At 44.0% G+C, this 17,630-nt stretch carries 18 protein-coding genes; 8 read left to right on the top strand and 10 right to left on the bottom strand.

Going from position 1 to position 17,630, the window contains the following annotated elements:
* Positions 1-17: 17 nt before the first annotated feature.
* Both RM544_RS06045 and RM544_RS06040 read left to right on the top strand, forming a co-directional pair.
* Positions 18-1,241 (top strand): tetratricopeptide repeat protein, encoded by a 1,224-nt coding sequence (locus tag RM544_RS06045; protein ID WP_311360873.1) that lies wholly within the window; start codon positions 18-20, stop codon positions 1,239-1,241.
* A gap of 5 nt (positions 1,242-1,246) precedes the next feature.
* Complete coding sequence (locus RM544_RS06040; RefSeq protein WP_311360872.1) at positions 1,247-2,446, top strand: tetratricopeptide repeat protein; 1,200 nt, start codon at positions 1,247-1,249, stop codon at positions 2,444-2,446.
* Positions 2,447-2,492: 46 nt separating this feature from the next.
* On the opposite strand, the gene RM544_RS06035 is transcribed toward RM544_RS06040, so the two are convergent.
* From RM544_RS06035 to gmk, 6 genes are all read right to left on the bottom strand, one after another.
* The gene (locus tag RM544_RS06035) at positions 2,493-3,134 is read right to left on the bottom strand and encodes a peroxiredoxin-like family protein (RefSeq protein WP_311360871.1); all 642 of its coding nucleotides are present in this window, start codon (positions 3,132-3,134) and stop codon (positions 2,493-2,495) included.
* Between the two features lie 129 nt (positions 3,135-3,263).
* On the bottom strand, positions 3,264-3,944 hold the full coding sequence (gene trmH, locus RM544_RS06030) for a tRNA (guanosine(18)-2'-O)-methyltransferase TrmH (RefSeq protein ID WP_311361344.1): 681 nt from the start codon (positions 3,942-3,944) through the stop codon (positions 3,264-3,266).
* Between the two features lie 45 nt (positions 3,945-3,989).
* Positions 3,990-4,376 (bottom strand): RidA family protein, encoded by a 387-nt coding sequence (locus RM544_RS06025; protein WP_311360870.1) that lies wholly within the window; start codon positions 4,374-4,376, stop codon positions 3,990-3,992.
* Positions 4,377-4,393: 17 nt separating this feature from the next.
* Complete coding sequence (spoT, locus tag RM544_RS06020) at positions 4,394-6,505, bottom strand: bifunctional GTP diphosphokinase/guanosine-3',5'-bis pyrophosphate 3'-pyrophosphohydrolase (RefSeq protein WP_311360869.1); 2,112 nt, start codon at positions 6,503-6,505, stop codon at positions 4,394-4,396.
* A 162-nt stretch (positions 6,506-6,667) separates the two neighbouring features.
* Complete coding sequence (rpoZ, locus tag RM544_RS06015; protein ID WP_311360868.1) at positions 6,668-6,940, bottom strand: DNA-directed RNA polymerase subunit omega; 273 nt, start codon at positions 6,938-6,940, stop codon at positions 6,668-6,670.
* A gap of 83 nt (positions 6,941-7,023) precedes the next feature.
* Positions 7,024-7,695: a guanylate kinase gene (gene gmk, locus RM544_RS06010; protein ID WP_311360867.1), complete on the bottom strand. Its 672-nt coding sequence runs from the start codon at positions 7,693-7,695 to the stop codon at positions 7,024-7,026.
* Positions 7,696-7,786: 91 nt separating this feature from the next.
* Between gmk and cyaY the strand changes: the two genes are divergently transcribed.
* The 6 genes from cyaY (at position 7,787) to RM544_RS05980 (ending at position 13,017) form a co-directional block, all read left to right on the top strand.
* Positions 7,787-8,110 carry an iron donor protein CyaY gene (gene cyaY, locus RM544_RS06005; RefSeq protein WP_311361343.1) on the top strand — a complete coding sequence of 108 codons (324 nt, stop codon included), beginning with the start codon at positions 7,787-7,789 and terminating at the stop codon, positions 8,108-8,110.
* 4 nt (positions 8,111-8,114) lie between these two features.
* Positions 8,115-8,792: an alpha/beta hydrolase gene (locus RM544_RS06000; RefSeq protein ID WP_311360866.1), complete on the top strand. Its 678-nt coding sequence runs from the start codon at positions 8,115-8,117 to the stop codon at positions 8,790-8,792.
* A gap of 3 nt (positions 8,793-8,795) precedes the next feature.
* Positions 8,796-9,731 carry a hydroxymethylbilane synthase gene (gene hemC / locus RM544_RS05995; protein WP_311360865.1) on the top strand — a complete coding sequence of 312 codons (936 nt, stop codon included), beginning with the start codon at positions 8,796-8,798 and terminating at the stop codon, positions 9,729-9,731.
* 91 nt (positions 9,732-9,822) lie between these two features.
* Positions 9,823-10,536, top strand: coding sequence for a uroporphyrinogen-III synthase (locus RM544_RS05990; protein ID WP_311360864.1), 714 nt, complete (start codon positions 9,823-9,825; stop codon positions 10,534-10,536).
* On the top strand, positions 10,529-11,854 hold the full coding sequence (locus tag RM544_RS05985) for a uroporphyrinogen-III C-methyltransferase (protein ID WP_311360863.1): 1,326 nt from the start codon (positions 10,529-10,531) through the stop codon (positions 11,852-11,854). The genes RM544_RS05990 and RM544_RS05985 overlap by 8 nt, the downstream gene beginning before the upstream one ends.
* Positions 11,851-13,017, top strand: a complete 1,167-nt coding sequence (locus tag RM544_RS05980) for a heme biosynthesis HemY N-terminal domain-containing protein (RefSeq protein ID WP_311360862.1) — start codon at positions 11,851-11,853, stop codon at positions 13,015-13,017. Before RM544_RS05985 ends, RM544_RS05980 begins: the two co-directional genes overlap by 4 nt.
* 10 nt (positions 13,018-13,027) lie before the next feature.
* Here RM544_RS05980 and nosR read toward each other — a convergent pair whose 3' ends face one another.
* From nosR to RM544_RS05960, 4 genes are read right to left on the bottom strand one after another with little or no spacing between them, the layout of a single operon-like run.
* On the bottom strand, positions 13,028-14,317 hold the full coding sequence (gene nosR / locus RM544_RS05975) for a response regulator c-di-GMP phosphodiesterase, NosR family (protein ID WP_311360861.1): 1,290 nt from the start codon (positions 14,315-14,317) through the stop codon (positions 13,028-13,030).
* Positions 14,318-14,333: 16 nt separating this feature from the next.
* Positions 14,334-16,007, bottom strand: coding sequence for a sensor histidine kinase (locus RM544_RS05970; protein WP_311360860.1), 1,674 nt, complete (start codon positions 16,005-16,007; stop codon positions 14,334-14,336).
* 14 nt (positions 16,008-16,021) lie between these two features.
* Entirely contained in the window at positions 16,022-16,855 is an 834-nt protein-coding gene (locus RM544_RS05965; protein ID WP_311360859.1) for a phosphate/phosphite/phosphonate ABC transporter substrate-binding protein, read from the bottom strand.
* Positions 16,852-17,424 (bottom strand): helix-turn-helix domain-containing protein, encoded by a 573-nt coding sequence (locus RM544_RS05960; RefSeq protein WP_311360858.1) that lies wholly within the window; start codon positions 17,422-17,424, stop codon positions 16,852-16,854. The genes RM544_RS05965 and RM544_RS05960 overlap by 4 nt, the downstream gene beginning before the upstream one ends.
* Between the last annotated feature and the right edge of the window lie 206 nt (positions 17,425-17,630).

The following is a 17,630-nucleotide window of genomic DNA, read 5'->3' as shown; positions in this document are numbered from 1 at the left end:
TATTGGAGTTGCATTAGATGGAATTAACACTATCAAAAGGTAGTCGATACAAGAGACTACTTACCCCTTTACTATTAATCATTACCGCCCTATTTTTGAGCACTCACGTTACGGCTGAGGAAACTGTCCATTCAACAAAGCCAAGTCAAGTCAGTCCAGAACAGATTGAAGTGGCGAAAGCATTCGCTGCGGCGCTTAATAGTCAAGATGTGGATACCATTGCCAACTTCTTTGACATGTCCGCTTTCGGCGATTTAGTTCTGGCACAAATGGAAACCGAACGGAATATAAAAAACGCTCTGGCACAGCAATACAAAACCCCAGCATTCGCCAGAACCTTTGCTCAATCGTCATTCATCTTACCTCCTAATTCACCAGCCAACTTTGATTATAAGGGCCTCGTTAAAACAGATTTATTCGGTGTTCGCCCTCTCATTCGACTGGATTATTTGAGTGGTGGCCATGAGTTTATGCTTATATTCTTCGATGCGGACAATAAAATCATCGACTTGTTTTATGCAACGAAAGGCAATTTAACAAGTAAATCGGTCGCAAGTACAACACAGATGATATTGCCTGCCCAGAACCGTTTTGTGGCCCGCCTATTGAAAGAAGATGACGATGCCGAAAAGGCAATTGAAAGCTTTCAAAAGATGTTAGCTTTGCGTCAACAAGGTCGCTTTCAAGAAGTATTAGACATATTAAGCACCCTCCCAGAAACAATGCGCTCGAGCCGCTCACTCATCGATTTTGAAGTGCTGATTGCACAAAATGTAGGGGAAGCTGAATACATTGATGCACTGTCTAAGTTGAATAAATACTATGGCGACGACCCAAGTACCTCATTTATGTTGGTAGATTACCACGTGACGGTAGAACAAAATGAAGCTGCCATGCGAAGTGTCGAGCAAGCAATGGCGTTTTGGGGTGAGGATGCTGCCTTGTATAACCTAAAGGCAAATATGTACTTCCTATTGGACGACCTAAACGCGGCAATTGGCGCAGCCAAAAAAGCAGTTCAACTAGAGCCTGAGTTTGAAGATTCATATTGGACACTCGTCGCGTTACAAGATCTAACTCAAGATTTCAGCGGTTTAACAGAAACATTTGCTGAAGTTAAAAAACGATTTAATCCAGAATTAACACCTCAAATGGTAGCCGAAAGTGGTGCCGTTGCGAATTACCCTAGCTCAGAAGAATTTAAGGAAGCTGCCGCAAGAAACAGCTTTGCAAAGGAATAAGGATAATGATGTATTTCAAGAATGCGAGCTTGCGCTTGCGCAGTATCGGTCTCGCGCTTTTCTTTGCTGTCATGTCATTTAGCCAGAATGCATATGCCGAAAGTGAACTCGCCAGTATATTAGAAGAAACGCCAGTAGAACTCGGGGAAAGAATAGCAAGTGAATTCGCAAACGCATTAAACAGCGGCGATATTGAGCGCGCCAAGCAATACTTAGATGTGAATAGCCTTGCTAAATTGGTGACTGAGGAACTTGACCTTACGCCAGCGATGAAAACAGGTTTCATGAAAGGTTTCTTACAAAGCGCGACTCCAGAATCACTCGTCAACAGCTTTCTAAACATATCTCCTAATGAAGTCACCTATTACAATTTTAAACGCACAATCGAAACCGAAGAGTTTGGTGCTAGGCCACTCATTCGAATCGACTTTGAAGAAGGCGGACACGAATTTGTTTTGTTATTTATTAATGAAAACCAACTTATTGAAGACTTCTACTTTGGCTCTAAAGCAAATTTAACCAGTCGAATTTCAGCAAATGCGGCACGCATGTTTGTGGGCAGTAAGCGCAGTTTCCTAGCCAGAATGATGAGCGGAGATTCTTTAGACAATCAGGTATTGGAAAACTTCCAAAAGATGATTGCTCACCATCGTGAAGGGGATCCAGAAAAAGCATACGAAAGCCTAAACAAGTTACCTGAAGAGCTGTTAAAGAGTCGTTTCGTGATAGACATGGGGATTGTGTTTGCACAGCAACTCAACGACACAGAATACATGAAACAGTTGTCCAATTTGAACAAGTATCATGGTGATAACGAATCAACTGCGTTCATGCTCATCGATTACCATTTTATGAACAATGATCTGGACTCTGCTCTTCGTGGAGCAGACATGGCAATGGCATTTTGGGGAGCTAACGATGCTGCTCTATTAAACCTAAAATCAACCATCTATTCTTTGCAGAACAAATTGGACAAAGCGATTGAAATGTCGAAATTGGCGATTAAAAGCGAACCTGAATTTGACGGTGGCTATTGGAACTTAGCTACTTTTTATAATCTTCAGGGTGACTTCGCATCGCTAACCGATATATTGCAACGCATTAACCTAGTTTTTGATGCCGGGATCACAAGCGAAACCATTGCTACAGTAGATGAATATCAGCTTTATACTGAGTCTGAAGAATTCAAAAATGCCTGGGAATAGACAGAAAGCAAAGAAGCGCTAAGCTGAGCTTAGCGCTTCTTGCACATTATGCTTTTGGCTTGACTAGTTTTGCAGCCGCCAATACCAACTCAGCAGATGGGCGAACGCTGTAATCTGGGTTTACATAGGTAAATTGTACTTTACCTGCCTCATCTAAAATGAAAATTGCTGGCGCTGGCAATACGGCTTTATCAGTCGTATCTGCAGTAAGGTCAACGTTCATTCGATCTTTATACAACTTACGAGTGTCATTCGGCACGTAAAAGCCAACACCAAAGCCACGAATAGCAGACAAGCTTTCATCAGAGAGCAGTGTCACTGCAAACTCAGTTTCTAGCTTCTGTTCTTGTAAGCGAGCCGGTGATTCGGGCGAAATTGCTAATACTTGATAGCCAGCATCAACTAAATCTTTCTCAATGGTCTTTAATTCTGCAAGCTGACGGCTGCAGTAAGGACACCATCCACCACGGTAAAAAATAACCACAGTTGGCTTTTGCATATATAGGGCTTTAAAGCTGACTGGTGACCCATCTGCGGTGTTAACAGTCACGTTGGGTGCTGTTGAACCGATGAGTAGAGGAGTAACATCTTCTGCTTTTTCTGCGATGACAGTTCGATCTAATGCCATAGCTGAAGTTGAGACTAAAGCTGACACTGCCAGTGCAGCAGCTAAAAACCATTTTTTCATTTTAATTCCTTGGGGTACATCATTAAAAATACAGTACATTGATGCCAAACTAGCATGTCAATCTAGCGGCGTGAAGTTATTCACACCACTAGACCCGATGGAAAGAAATAAAATTTCGTCAGTACGAATTTATTTTGAAAACTGCAGGGCAGACCACCAATCAGCATCCGCTTGGATCATGCCTTGGTCGTCAATATGAGGAAAAGGTAAATTACGACGAACACACTCTTTAAACAAGATCGGAAAACCGCCCTCAAATAGTATGTCCTGGCACTCTTGTTCACTTAATCTTGCAGCTTGGTACATACCTGCGAGTTCGCGCTGACGCTGAGCTTCATACATTACAACGGCTGCAGCAACACTCACATTCAATGACTGCACCATGCCTACCATCGGCACAATAATAGATTGATCAGCTAAGGCTATCGCCTCATCGGTTGCGCCGGTCTTTTCCTGGCCCAATAGCACGGCCGTCGGCTTGGTATAGTCGATTTCTCGAAAATCACAGGCACTATCATCCAAATGTGTTACCAAAACTTGCATGTTTTGCGCTTTCAGTTCACCGACAGCTTCAGCAATCGTATTGTGAGGTTTGGTTTTTACCCAAATCTGACTGCCCATGGCGGTGCCTTTGCGCAAGTTTTCAGATTGGTCCCAGACCGCGTGGATTTGGTGAACACCAACCGCATCACAGGTGCGGATTACCGCTGAGACGTTATGCGGTTTCGTCACTTCTTCCAAACACACGGTCAGGTCTGGCTGGCGGGTTTTGAGCAAAGCTCGGATACGCTGATAGCGCTCGGGCGACATGCTTTGATTCATAGCGATAACACTCTATCTGCAATTACGAAAAGGCTATTCTGGCAGCACCATCACACCGTCAATTTCAATTTGAGCGTCTTTTGGTAATTGCGATACACCAATAGCTGCGCGCGCTGGGTACGGCTGACTAAAGTACTTTGCCATAATTTCATTTACAGTAGCGAAATGCCCTAAGTCGATCAGGAAAATGTTCACTTTTACCAAGTGTGACATGTCACCGCCCGCTGCTGCACAAACCGCTTTTAAGTTCTCAAAAACTTGTACAGCTTGCTCTGAAAAATCATCCGACACCATAGTCATCGTGCTAGGGACGAGGGGTATTTGTCCTGATAAGTAAACGGTAGATCCCGCTTTCACGGCTTGACTGTATGTGCCGATCGCCGCAGGCGCATCATCGGTCTGAATAATAGACTTTGACATGTGTAATCCTTAAAATTTTATTGTTGTTTGTACTGACTATGGCGCGATACTTTCTGAAGCTCAGGCATTGCCCTGATCTTGCGCATAATATTGGCAAGATGTACGCGATTCTTAGTGGTCAGCTCGATATCGATTAGATAAACGCTATTTTCACGTTCTTCAGTTTGTAGATTGATAATGCTTGAGTCACTGCTTGCAATGGTGCTTGTTAGTGCAGCCAATGTACCCTGGTGATTGAAGAGCTCAAGACGCAATGACGCTTTGAAGTCGCCTTGTGGATCTTCGTCCCACTCCATTGGCAACACACGTTGCGGCTCTTCTTTGCTCAACTTACGAATGTTAGTACAACCCGTTTGGTGGATCACGATGCCGCGCCCAGGAGACAGTATGGCTACCACTTCGTCATCGGGTATAGGATGACAGCAACGCGAGAAATGAACTAATAGGCCTTCCGTACCGCGAATCGCCACGTTTGATTTTTTCTCAGGGATTTCAGTTGTCTCTCCCACTAAGCGTCTTGCTACAATTGCCGACAACTCATTACCCATACCAATATTTGCAAGCAGGTCATCGAAGCTTTCATATTTGGTTTCCTCTACCACGCGCTCAATTTCGCTCGGGTCTATTTCGTCGAGTTTAATTGTTCCTAATGCATGACGTAATAAACGGTTACCCATGCTGATAGCGTCTTCGGACTGTTGGCGCTTCAAGAAGTGGCGTATGTTACTGCGTGCTCTTGCACTCACCACAAAGTTCAACCAGTTAGCATTCGGCTTCGCTCTAGGGGAAGTTATGATTTCGATAGTTTGTCCGTTTTCCAAAGGCTTACTAAGCGAGTAGTTGCGACGTTCTACGCGGGCCCCAACACAGGTGTTTCCTACATCTGAATGGACTGCATATGCGAAGTCAACGGCAGTTGCTCCCATTGGCAATTCAACAATAGTCCCTTTCGGTGTGAACACGTAAATTTCATCAGGGAACAGATCAGATTTGACACTTTCGATAAACTCGACTGAGGTGCTTGAGCGCTGTTGTAGTTCAACTAGGGATTGCATCCACTGATTAGCTCGCAACTGTGCGGTGGTATCTTTATCGTTCGCCTCTTTATACAGCCAATGAGCCGCAACCCCTTTATCTGCCATGTGGTCCATTTCTTCCGTGCGAATTTGCACTTCAACGGGAATACCATGAGGGCCGACAAGCGAAGTATGAAGTGACTGATAGCCATTAGAGCGTGGAATCGCAATATAGTCTTTGAAGCGGTTCTCAATAGGTTTATACAAGCCATGCATAGCGCCCAAAATGCGATAGCAATTATCGATGCTTTTTACCACGATACGAAAAGCATAAATATCCATGACTTCGGTAAACGATAGTTCTTTGTTTTTCATCTTACGATAGATAGAGTAAAGGTGCTTTTCACGCCCCAGAACGGTTCCTTCGATTTTATAAGACTCTAAACGTTGAACTAACTCACTTTGCGTTTTCTCGATGATGGCTTTGCGGTTACCTCGTGCCTGATTAACGGCAGATCGTAAGGCTTTGTGACGCATAGGATACATAGCTTGAAAACCCAGGTCTTCAAGCTCGTTTTTAATATCGTGGATACCCAATCTGTGCGCAAGTGGAGAGTATATCTCGAGTGTTTCTAAGGCGATACGGCGACGTTTATCTGGGCGCAGAGCACCTAAAGTACGCATATTATGTGTGCGGTCTGCGAGCTTAATTAGAATCACGCGGATATCTTGCACCATTGCCATTAGCATCTTACGAAAGTTTTCAGCTTGAGCTTCTTGCTTACTGCTAAATTGCAGCTTATCGAGTTTACTCACGCCCTCAACTAACTCGGCAACCGTCTCGCCAAACGCCAAGCTTAAATCTTCTTTATCGTAGTGGGTATCTTCAATCACGTCATGCAGCAAGGCTGCCATGAGTGTTTCATAATCGAGGTGCATGTCTGCAAGAATGCCAGCGACCGCGACTGGGTGTGTGATGTAAGGGTCGCCACTGCTACGAGTTTGGCCATCGTGTGCATCGCGCGCAAGTACGTAAGCCGCTTGAATATACTCGACTTGATCAGTGGGTAAGTATTTACTTACTTTTGTTTTTAAACCTTCAAAAAGATACACAGATATTTATTATGAAAATGATGACTGTCATATATGTAGAATACGGTTATTTTTGCGCTTTGCAAACGCAAAAACGCCGATTTTCATCGACGTTTCAAAATAATCAATTTGTTCGTCTTTCAAGCGCCTAGATAGCGATAAAAAAGACTTGAGCAAAGTGGCCTAGTTTTCAGATAGGATACTTGCTACCGAAGCAAACTCTGCAGCTTCTTTTTCACGTTCATCGTGAAGGTCAGACTGCTCTACTGTGTCTGCAGTCACAAGACCTAATTCAATCTCACGAAGAGCGACAACAGTTGGCTTATCATTACCCATTTCTACAAGTGGGTCTTTGCCTTCTGTAGCAATTTGTCTAGCGCGTCGCGCTGCAACTAATACTAAATCGAATCTGTTGCCAATCTGATCTACAGCGTCTTCAACTGTTACACGTGCCATTTAATGCTCCGAAAAATCAATAGGGTTTTCAAAAAGGTCGCGAAGTATACTGCATAATCTCGCTAAAGCCTAGTAAAAATAGCTCATTTACCCGCTAATAATTGCTCAAAAAGTGCCTGATGTCTATTTTCTTGGTTTTCTAAATCACAGCGGTTTGCTAAAACGATTGCTTCAAACTCTTTTAGTGCTTGTTCTAGATCGTCATTTACCACCACGTAATCAAATTCATTGTAGTGAGAAATTTCAGATCTAGCTTGCGCCATACGCCCTGCAATAACTTCATCCGAATCTTGCCCACGACCGGATAACCTGGCCTGCAGAGCCTCAACGGACGGCGGTACAATATAAATGCCAATCACATCAGGATTAAGTGCCTTCACCTGCCTTGCACCCTGCCAATCTATATCAAGGAAAATATCGACCCCTTGATGTAATTTGTCACTGATCGCAGCTTTAGAAGTACCGTAATAATTACCGAAGACCTCGGCATACTCATAAAACGCATCTTGCTCAATCATGGCCTCGAAATCGGCATGATCAACAAAATGATATTCAACACCGTTCGTTTCGCCAGGGCGCGGTTTGCGAGTAGTGTGAGAGACCGAAAGCTGCATTGGATTGCTGCTGTGCGACTTTGCCAAAATAGCTTTGATCAAGGTCGATTTACCGGCGCCCGAGGGAGCAGCAACGATAAACAGGTTACCAAGTGGCTTAGTTAGTTCACTCGGTGAAGAATTTGTTTTAATATCAGGCATATAGTGGAAATTTAGCTAATTGATAGTGTTGCAATAATTTACAATGGTAGCATATGCACAATACAAAGTGCGCAAAATGGAAAACTTAAGAATGAAAGACGCTGATTATCATGAGCTTATCGATAACTTATTTATCGCGATAGAAGAAGCATTAGAAGTGTGTGAAGTAGACATCGATTATGAAGGTGCTGGTGGCATCCTCACTCTGACAATGCCTAACCACACCAAAATAATACTCAACAAACAACCTCCCCTGCAACAACTGTGGGTGGCGACTAAGTTTAATGGCCATCATTTCAATTTTACAGATGGTCAGTGGATTGATGAGCGTACCGATGCAGAGTTCTTTAGCTTCTTCGATGAAGCGCTTAGTAAGCAAGCGGGCCAAGATATTAAATTGAATTTACAGGACTAGATGAATGAGCGACGCATTACTTCCTTCCGTTGTTATCCCTGCGAAAGCTGAGCACAAGGCAACGATAATATGGCTTCACGGTCTTGGTGATTCAGGTAATGGTTTCGCGCCAATTGCACCTGAATTGAAGCTACCTGACGAGCTTGGTGTGAAGTTTGTTTTCCCCCATGCGCCTATCCGGCCAGTGACCATTAATAACGGCATGGAGATGCGTGCTTGGTACGATATTAAATCGATGGATATGGACTCTAGAGCCGATTTAGAAGGCGTTCTAGATTCGTCTCAGCGTGTCGAAAAATTAATTGAGGCGGAGATAGCCAGCGGTATTGATGCGAGTAAAATCATGCTAATTGGCTTTTCTCAAGGTGGTGTCATTTCTTTGCATTTAGGCACCCGAATCAAACATCGTTTGGCTGGTATCGTCGCGCTCAGCACCTACATGTGCGCCCCGAATACACTACAAACTGAAAAATCGGTTGAAAACCAAGACACCCCGGTATTCTTTGCGCATGGTCAACAAGATGAAGTTGTCCCTCTATTTCTGGGCAATAGCGCTTATCAAACCATGAAACAGAACGATTACAATGTGATTTGGAAAGAGTACGTTATGCAGCACAATGTGTGTATGCCAGAAATAGTCGACATTTCTAAGTTCATTCAAGATCACTTGGGAGCAAAGTAAGACATGAGCAACTCAACGACTAGGACGATTCGAATCGCAACCCGAAAAAGTGATTTGGCGATGTGGCAAGCGAAGTATGTTCAAGCCAAACTCTTAGAGCATCATCCTCATGTGAATGTTGAGCTACTGCCAATGTCGACCCAAGGCGATCGCATTTTAGACACTCCCCTCGCGAAAATTGGGGGTAAAGGCCTATTCATTAAAGAACTTGAAATTGCGATGCAAAATGGCGAAGCCGATATTGCTGTCCACTCTATGAAGGATGTACCCGTTGCTTTCCCAGAGGGCTTTGGCTTGCATGCAATCTGTGAGCGCGAAAACCCCTTCGATGCCTTCGTATCGAATCATTATGACAGCATTGAAGCTCTCCCACTAGGCGCTGTCGTTGGTACATCAAGCTTACGCCGTCAATGCCAAATACGCGCTTTTCGCTCCGATCTAGTGATAAAAGACCTTCGCGGCAACGTGAATACCCGCTTAGCCAAATTGGATGAGGGCCAGTACGATGCCATTATCCTCGCCTCCGCTGGTCTTATTCGCTTGGGAATGCGTGAGCGTATCAAGCAAGAGATTGACACCGGCGTGAGTTTACCTGCGGTTGGTCAAGGTGCAGTTGGTATCGAATGTAGAAATGACGACGCTGAACTCATTAGCTTACTGCAAGCACTAAACGACTCACAAACTGCCGCCAGAGTGCTAGCAGAAAGAGCCATGAATGCTAGATTGGAAGGCGGATGCCAAGTGCCGATCGGAAGTTACGCGGTACTAAGTGATGATACACTCACATTGCGCGGCCTCGTGGGGACGCCTGATGGTACAACGATCTTGAAAGCCTCAGCAGAGGGTCAGCTTGCAGATGCAGAAAACATCGGGACTGAAGTAGCAAATAAATTACTTGAACAAGGTGCAAGAGAGATTTTAGACGCTCTTGGTGACTAGTCTTTTGCACTGCATCAGCCGTTGATTGTACAAACTGACAGCGCAAACGAAATCGATGAATTCACGACAATAGGAATGTAGAGCAAAGAGTATGTTTTTACTACTTCGACCGACAACCAAAATAGACACCTCAGTAGCGCGATTTGCTGAGGCGGGTCTAGATGCCGTTGGTTGTGCTCTCATTGATATCGTCCCCTTATCGAGTGACATCAAATTTAGTGATTACCAGGCTGACCTGATCATTGTGACCAGCACCGCCGCTGCAGATATCTTTGTTGAACGTGTACAGCAAGACCTTGCCAAAGACATACCCATTATCGCTGTAGGGCCCAGCACCGCAAAGAAACTTGCCTGTAAGTTCAGTCGTGTTAGTGAAGCCGTGCCAGCAAACTCAGAAGGGGTCGTCGCGGCCATTCAAGCTCGCAAAATCAAGCCTTCCCAAGTGCTACTATTAAAGGGTGAAGGCGGCCGGCAACTTATCCAGCAGAGCCTAGCAAAAGTGGGAATAACACTGGTCCATCAAGACCTGTACAAACGGGTATGCTTGCAGGAAGCGCAATTTACACAAGAGTTTGTGCAAAGTGATATTCATTGTATTATTGCAACAAGTGCAGCTTTTGTAGATGCGGCTTATAATTACTTTGAACCAGAATGGCTTAATACTATCCAATGGATAGTAGTCAGTGACCGCGTTAAACTTCATCTTGCGGCATTGGGTGCGAAACACATAATCAATAGCGAGGGTGCAAGTGATCAATGTTTGATTGCAGCAACCCGCAAAGTCAAAGGATCACAAAATGACTGACCAGAAGTCAACAAACGACACATCGAAAGCCAATGAGAACGAGGCCAATGTTGACGATCAGAGCACGCTTGATGAACAGAGAATTGAAGACGCTGTGGTGATTGAAGAGTCGGCTGAAACCCTCAGTAAGCGTGCTCCTGTGACGAATTCAAATACGACAAACGCACGTAGTACAAATACTAGTAGTGCTGAAGAGAAAACGGTAAAAACAGGTGGTTTGTGGTTCCTAGCATTGCTGAACTTTCTCATCATTGTAGGTCTTTGTGCCGCCGCTGCTTGGGTTTGGTACAACTGGCAACAGGGCGCCAGCAACGAGAACGACGAGTTGACGGTACTACAAACTGAAGTGAGTAACGCGAACGATGAAATAGCCTCTTTGAAACGCGAGCTAAACCAAGCCAATGAAACATTACAAAGCAGTATCAAAGACTCCATGGCCGCACAGAGCGCTAATTTTGATTCTGCGCTAAATGAATTGTTTGCCTTGTCGGCGCAAAACACTGACGACACTGATTTATTAAAACGCAAAGTAAGCGAATTATCTGGGCGACGACCTGCCGACTGGCTGCTTGCTGAGGCCGATTACCTTGTGCGCATGGCCGGAAGGAAGTTATGGCTAGAGAAAGATGTTAGCACTGCCATGTTAATGTTGCAGGCGGCAGATTCTCGACTGGCGGACCTCGCAGATCCATCACTTTTTCCAGTAAGAAAACTCATTGCCAATGACATTCAGGCGCTTCACCAAGTAAGTCCAGTATCGACTAACTCCGTTGCGTTAGCTTTGAATGGCATGATTTCTCAAGTTGATCAGTTGCCCCTAAACGCCATGAAAATTCAAGAGTTCGAGCCAAATCCAGCGGCAACAGAGCTAAGTGACGATATTGCTGACTGGCAGGAAAATTTATCTAAGACTTGGACAGCGATTGTTGATGATTTTATACAGGTAGATGTCAGTGACGAGCCCATTCTACCCTATTTATCCACCAAACAAAGATGGCTGATTACCGAACAACTAAAACTAGCCTTAGCACAAGCTCAAAGTGCTGCACTGAGCGAACGAAATACCCTTTATCAAGCGTCATTGCAGCAAGCGATGGCTGTTGTCGTTGAGCATTATCAGCTAGAAGAAAACAACGTGAAGCAATTCATTGAAGTGATGCAACAACTTCAAGGTACCGAAGTCTCTAAAACTTATCCTCGCGAATTAAGCTCTGCGTCTGCATTAAAAGATATCATCGACGAGCGCGTTAAAGGCGCATTTGGCAACCAACCGACTCTTGACCAGGACCCCGACAAAATTTCTGAGGGTGCCTTATGAAGAAACTGATATTTTACATCATCTTAATTGCCCTGTTATTTGCGGCGATTCTTTTTGGCCATCATGCGATTGGTGAAAAAGGGCGTATTTTCATTGCGATGGGTGACTTACGCATTCAGATGACTGTAGTGAGCGCCGGCATTGTCCTGCTCGCCAGCAGTATTGGCGTGATCATTATCGGCTGGCTACTTGTAAAGTTAGCGCGCATGTTGACGGGTTCACGCAACTGGTTTGGTAGCTTATCCCGGCGCAAACAACAAAAAGCCTTTCATGAGGCAATCAACGCTTGTGCGATTGGTGATTATGAATCCGCTCAAAAGGCCATAAGCAAGACCTTTCCTGGTGAATTTGGTGGTTCAAACTATATTTTAGCTGCGGATATCGATCGCAAAGTAAATAACGGTAACAATCTGGAGAATTTACTCAGTATCGCTGAAACCTTTGAAGCTTCGGCAGTATCGGCCAAAGCGCAACAAGCGGCGCATTTTGTACAACAGCACCAATTTGACAAAGCTAAAGAAGTACTTGAGGGCATCGATACCAAAGCTCAGAACCAAGCTGTTATCGCGCGTCTGTGGTTATCAGTACTAGCAGCTCTAGGCCAATGGGATGAAGTAAAAGAACGCTTAAAATTACATAAAAAGGTCTTAGGTGACGATTATGTCGTTTGGGCTCAGCAAGCAACCCAGGGCGAGTTTGCAGAAATTGCGAGTAAACACGGTGCGAACGCACTGCGTCAAAAATGGGAAGAATTGCCGAGAGCAGCGAAAAAAGACATCGCTAATCAGATTGTATTTATACAGTTGCTCATAGATCAGGGCTTGTCGAAAGATGCAGAGCCTATTTTGGTCGACTTAGCTAAGAAGTCTCAGCATAGTGCATTCCACAGTTTATTTAAGCAACTCAAGCACCCTTCTCCTTTTGCTGCCATGCGCTTGATTGAAAGCTGGATTAAAGCCGATCCTGAAAACGCCAAACTGTATTCAGTGTTGGCGCACTTGGCCTACAATAGTGGTGACAGTGAATTAGCTGAAAAAGCGGTAAGGAAAGCCTTGGAACTCGCTAGCGATCCAGATGATGGTCGTCTACTTGCCCGCTTACTCGAACAGCAAAATGCATTCGAGAAAGCGAATAATGTTTACAAAGGCTTACTCACCTCGTAGATAGAACCGACTAATCTTCTTCTATCAGGATTGACAAGGTCATATTAAAGCGCTCTTCTAGCGCTTTAATTTTCTCAATGCTTCCCGCATCAAATATATGGCCCTGCGGTAAAATTAAGATATCGTTCTCATTGTACAAAGCTTCATGCAACACCATGCCTGGCTCGAGTTGAGATGTCTTCAAGCCAATATCATATTTATCTTCAGATCCGGCCTGTTGCTCTAATTTCAGCAAGTTCACGATACTGCCATCGTATTGAAGACCGCAATAATTATTTACTTTGTCAATCGCATCCAAAGCGTCGTATTCGGTACCATTTATGCGTCCTTTACGGTAGCGCATATAATCTCTTGCCACCGCCAACACTTTTGAGCCAAGCGGTATCTGGTCTGCGGCAACACTATTAGGAAAACCTCGTCCATTGGTAAACTCAAACTGGTTAATAATAATATCGGTCACCTCTGGCAACTGCGCTGGCGCTAAAATTAACTGAGCACGATAAGCCTGGCTATAGTAGCTTTCTTGCTGTGCTGGCGTAAGCTTTGAGAAAGGCGTTTGGATAATTTTGGTATCGAGTCCAACCATGCCTATTTCAGCAATCAAAGCAGCATAAGTAATATCGGCTACTTGTTTATCGCTAAGATCCATTCTATCTGCAATCGATTTGGCCACACTGCTGACCGATTTTGCATAAGCACCGCTAAACAAGGGGTTACTGCTAAGCATGTTGTAAATCACTTTCTTCACAGAAGTTGTCGCTTGCTCTGAACGCGAAAGTGCCACTTTCAATTGCTTGGTTCGCTGTTCTACCTTTTGCTCTAATACGCCATTTAGAGAGGCCAGCTCTTTGTTTTGCTTAGCTGTTAGTAGCTGAAGACGTTTGTTTTCTGCTGCTAATTTATGTTGGTTGATGCCGCGCTCTACTGCCTCGATCAATACTTCATTGTCCCACGGCTTTTGCAAGAAACGTTGAATTTGGCCGTTATTGATCACTTCTAAAGTCGACTCTAAATCAGCAAAACCAGACAGTACGATTTTATATGTATCGGGAAAGTTTAACGCAACTTGGCTTAGAAAAGCGGCACCATTCATGCCCGGCATTTTCATATCAGAAACAACCACATGAACGGTATTTTCCTGCATAAAATCCAGTGCTTTTTGCGCGCTATCCGCAAGCACCAATTTGAACGGTTTACTGTGAAAAATACGTTTCATAGTGCGTAGGATGCTGGTTTCGTCATCTACAAAAAGCACAGTGAATTTCGGAGCTGCTTTTACTTCTGATTTTTCTTCACTCATGAAAAGGGTATCCACTCTAACTTATCGAAGACTCAATTTGACTTGAGTCGCTATTCATACTGCTCGTTATTGGAAGCGTGATTGTAAACCTTGTACCAACGCTTATTTCGCTCTCAACGGCGATTGAACCTCCATGCTCTTGTATAATATCAAATGAAATTGACAGGCCCAGTCCCGTGCCTTCTCCTTCCTCCTTAGTGGTAAAGAAAGGGTTGAAAATATCTTTCATCGTTTCCGCCGACATGCCAGTCCCGGTATCGACTATCATAATTTTAATATTGTCGCCGTCCTGAAAAGAGTGAACAGTCACTGTACCGTCTTTTTGTATGGCTTGACCCGCGTTGACGATCAAATTGGTTAACACTTGATTGATTTTACCCACATTCATCAAGCTATCCGGCACATCTTTCAGATCCAAAACTAGCTCTGCATTCTGGGTTACCTTGCTTTTTACCATTTTTGCAGTGGTAGAAATACACTGGTTAATGTCGAACAACTGCATAGTGTCGCTGTCTGCTCGACTAAATGATTTCATATTCTTCACGATATCAATTACACGACTCAAGCCATCGTCAGTATCCACGAGGAGTTCTTTAACGTCATCATTGATAAAAGAAATATCTTGTTCGTCTAAATATGCTTTAAACTCATCGAGCATATTCTGATAGTTGTCATCATCGGTAGGCGTTTTTACCAAGGTTTCAAGTTTGAGACTTATCTCAATGTAAGTGTCGATATATCCTTTCAATACGCCCATATTGCTATTAATAAAACCGATTGGGTTGTTGATTTCATGAGCAACACCAGCAGCTAGTTGACCTACAGAGGCCATTTTTTCTGCCTGCAATAGCTGCTGTTGCGTAGTTTTTAGGTTCTGATTGATGTGAGTAAGTTCTTCATTTTGCGCCTCAACCTGCTGAGTACGCTTCTTGACTTTCATTTCCAGAGTACGGTTCAGCCCTTGCAAGGCATTCTGAAATGATTGAGTTCGTTGATACTCTACTTCTAGGTTATCAACCAAGGAATTAAAGGCCTTTGCCACTTCAGCTAATTCATCGTCACTATCTTCCGGCACTCTGGCAACATCAAATTGACCAGAATCCAACGCCGCATTTATTTTTTTAGCGCCTCTGCGCAACACATTCAGTTGTTTAGTGAGGTAACGACCAAGAAATATTGAAAACAGTCCGACCAAGAGCATCTCAACAAAGGCAATACTTGCAGTCCACGTTTTTACCTTAGTCATGGTTTTTTGCATTTCCGATATGCTGATACCTAATTCGACTCTTCCATAAGTCTGGTCTCCAGCAAAGATGAGTGACATTTTGTCATATACGCCATCATTCACATCATCGACTAAAACGTCTTCAACGAAGGGGCGGTTCAATAAACCCAGATTCCCGGCAGCGGCGAGTAAACGGCCGTCAACATCAAATACCTTGGCGTAGACTATGTCAGGGTTAGTGAGTACTTCGTCAGTAATAGCGTCGAGGGAGGCCAAATCAAATGATAGTACGGCACTTTTCGTTGTTGCGGCGAAAAGTTTAGAAGCTGTACTAGCACGCTTAACTAGATTTTCGTTGGCAATATTGCCCATGAAGTGCGTCGCAGTTATCACTAACATCAACAATAACACCCCTTCAATCAGAGCAGTGCCGATGGTTGTTTTTGCGGTAATAGATAGACGCATTTAGGCCTCAGTAGTTATTTAGACGCGTCTTGCGCCAAGAAGCCCGATATCCCTAATTCCTTCACACTATTCCAATCTTGGTGTGTTGCCATTTCAAATGGTTTAAAATTTAATTCTTTGATGAGTGCCAGAAATGACACATCTTGATTCAGCACCATTAACGCCGCTAACAGCTTCTCTCTGGTCTCTTGATCAATATCTGGATGAGTGGCGATAGCATGCGGCGTATAACCTTGGCTTGTCCACACGATTCTTAGTAAGTCACGTACTTCCTGTGGTGTATTATTGAAGGTACGCATAACACCTCCACCGGCAGGAGAGAAACCTCGTGCTACCGCTAGGTACACCGAATCGTGAGAGTATACAAACCGAGATTTGGTGTCGATTTGGTTCTGAGCTAGCACTGCGCGAGGAATGATCGTTGCCGCAAAAGCGGCTGGCGCAGGAAAGGCAATCTGCTTGTCATTCAGTTGTGAAATATCTTCAATTGGCGAATCTTTTCTAACAACAATAATACCTTTCAGTAATTTGTCTTTCTCTTTGGCAAGTGCTTGGTAGCCTGAGCTTTCACTATAACTCACGTAATGATAGGGGTTCATGTAGGCGATATCGTACTCGCCAGCGGCTAGCCGTTGCTCAAAGGTGGGAATATTTTTGGCCGTAGAGAACTTAAGCTGAATGCCGGATTCTTCGGACCAACGAGCTAAAACCGGCCCCCATTTGGCGGCCAGTTTCGATGCGGATTGTTGTGGAACAATTCCGAATGTTAATTTAGTTTGCTTGTCGTTAGCGAGTAACGACGTGATACAGCAGCAATACAATATTAGGCATAAAAGCCTTCGTGTCATGCAAACGCCTCTTGTTCGGTCTCGACGATTGAGTCTAAGACCATAGCTAAAGCATAGTTATCTATTGGCTTAGCAATCTTAAACACTTTAGCGTCGTTTTGAGTAGCTATTCTGTTATCGGTAAATTCATCGAAAACAATAATATGTGGTTTATACTCTAGCTTCTCTTCGATCACCTCAGTCAAAGCAGTGATGTCCACTCGTGACGTTTGAGAATCTATCATTATCAGAGAAGGTTTATGTTGCGCAATCTCTACGCCAGATTCTATACCATATTGATATACTTGCGTAACGAAACCTGCATTTCTTGCAATACGCTGCGCGTTTTTCACTAATTGCTTCTCAACAGAAACAATGAAACATGACTTTTCTTGTTCCACGATCAGTTCTGATGGAACTGGGATCTGGTTTTGGACCAGAAAATCGAGCAAATCACTGTGCTTCACACGGTTGTTACCGCGGCCTGGCAATTTGAACGCCTTTAATTTTTTAGCTTCTATCCAACGGATAACTGTGCGTGGATTTACATCACAAATTTTAGCAACTTCACCACTTGAGAATGACTTCATATTCTATCGACTACATCATACTAACGTGGAGCGAACATTAGCAAAAGGCCATTTGAAATGCGACTTTCAGGCCAATTTACGACCATACTAAGCTATTAAAATATATACCTAGTTTAGATTCATTCCTGAGAAGACAAGCGCGTACTTAAACCTTTGAGTATGCCCCGCAGGGCACAAGAAATAAGACAAAAGCAAGTCAAGTAATA

This window comes from Brumicola blandensis, from assembly GCF_031846165.1.
In the GTDB taxonomy this organism is placed as follows: domain Bacteria; phylum Pseudomonadota; class Gammaproteobacteria; order Enterobacterales; family Alteromonadaceae; genus Glaciecola; species Glaciecola blandensis.
This window is presented reverse-complemented; position numbering and strand designations above follow the sequence as displayed.

Coding starts and splice junctions, on each gene's coding strand:
- RM544_RS06045 (WP_311360873.1), top strand. CDS start 18: ATGGAATTAACACTATCAAAAGGTAGTCGATACAAGAGACTACTTACC.
- RM544_RS06040 (WP_311360872.1), top strand. CDS start 1,247: ATGATGTATTTCAAGAATGCGAGCTTGCGCTTGCGCAGTATCGGTCTC.
- RM544_RS06035 (WP_311360871.1), bottom strand. CDS start 3,134: ATGAAAAAATGGTTTTTAGCTGCTGCACTGGCAGTGTCAGCTTTAGTC.
- trmH (WP_311361344.1), bottom strand. CDS start 3,944: ATGTCGCCCGAGCGCTATCAGCGTATCCGAGCTTTGCTCAAAACCCGC.
- RM544_RS06025 (WP_311360870.1), bottom strand. CDS start 4,376: ATGTCAAAGTCTATTATTCAGACCGATGATGCGCCTGCGGCGATCGGC.
- rpoZ (WP_311360868.1), bottom strand. CDS start 6,940: ATGGCACGTGTAACAGTTGAAGACGCTGTAGATCAGATTGGCAACAGA.
- gmk (WP_311360867.1), bottom strand. CDS start 7,695: ATGCCTGATATTAAAACAAATTCTTCACCGAGTGAACTAACTAAGCCA.
- cyaY (WP_311361343.1), top strand. CDS start 7,787: ATGAAAGACGCTGATTATCATGAGCTTATCGATAACTTATTTATCGCG.
- RM544_RS06000 (WP_311360866.1), top strand. CDS start 8,115: ATGAGCGACGCATTACTTCCTTCCGTTGTTATCCCTGCGAAAGCTGAG.
- hemC (WP_311360865.1), top strand. CDS start 8,796: ATGAGCAACTCAACGACTAGGACGATTCGAATCGCAACCCGAAAAAGT.
- RM544_RS05990 (WP_311360864.1), top strand. CDS start 9,823: ATGTTTTTACTACTTCGACCGACAACCAAAATAGACACCTCAGTAGCG.
- RM544_RS05985 (WP_311360863.1), top strand. CDS start 10,529: ATGACTGACCAGAAGTCAACAAACGACACATCGAAAGCCAATGAGAAC.
- RM544_RS05980 (WP_311360862.1), top strand. CDS start 11,851: ATGAAGAAACTGATATTTTACATCATCTTAATTGCCCTGTTATTTGCG.
- nosR (WP_311360861.1), bottom strand. CDS start 14,317: ATGAGTGAAGAAAAATCAGAAGTAAAAGCAGCTCCGAAATTCACTGTG.
- RM544_RS05970 (WP_311360860.1), bottom strand. CDS start 16,007: ATGCGTCTATCTATTACCGCAAAAACAACCATCGGCACTGCTCTGATT.
- RM544_RS05965 (WP_311360859.1), bottom strand. CDS start 16,855: ATGACACGAAGGCTTTTATGCCTAATATTGTATTGCTGCTGTATCACG.
- RM544_RS05960 (WP_311360858.1), bottom strand. CDS start 17,424: ATGAAGTCATTCTCAAGTGGTGAAGTTGCTAAAATTTGTGATGTAAAT.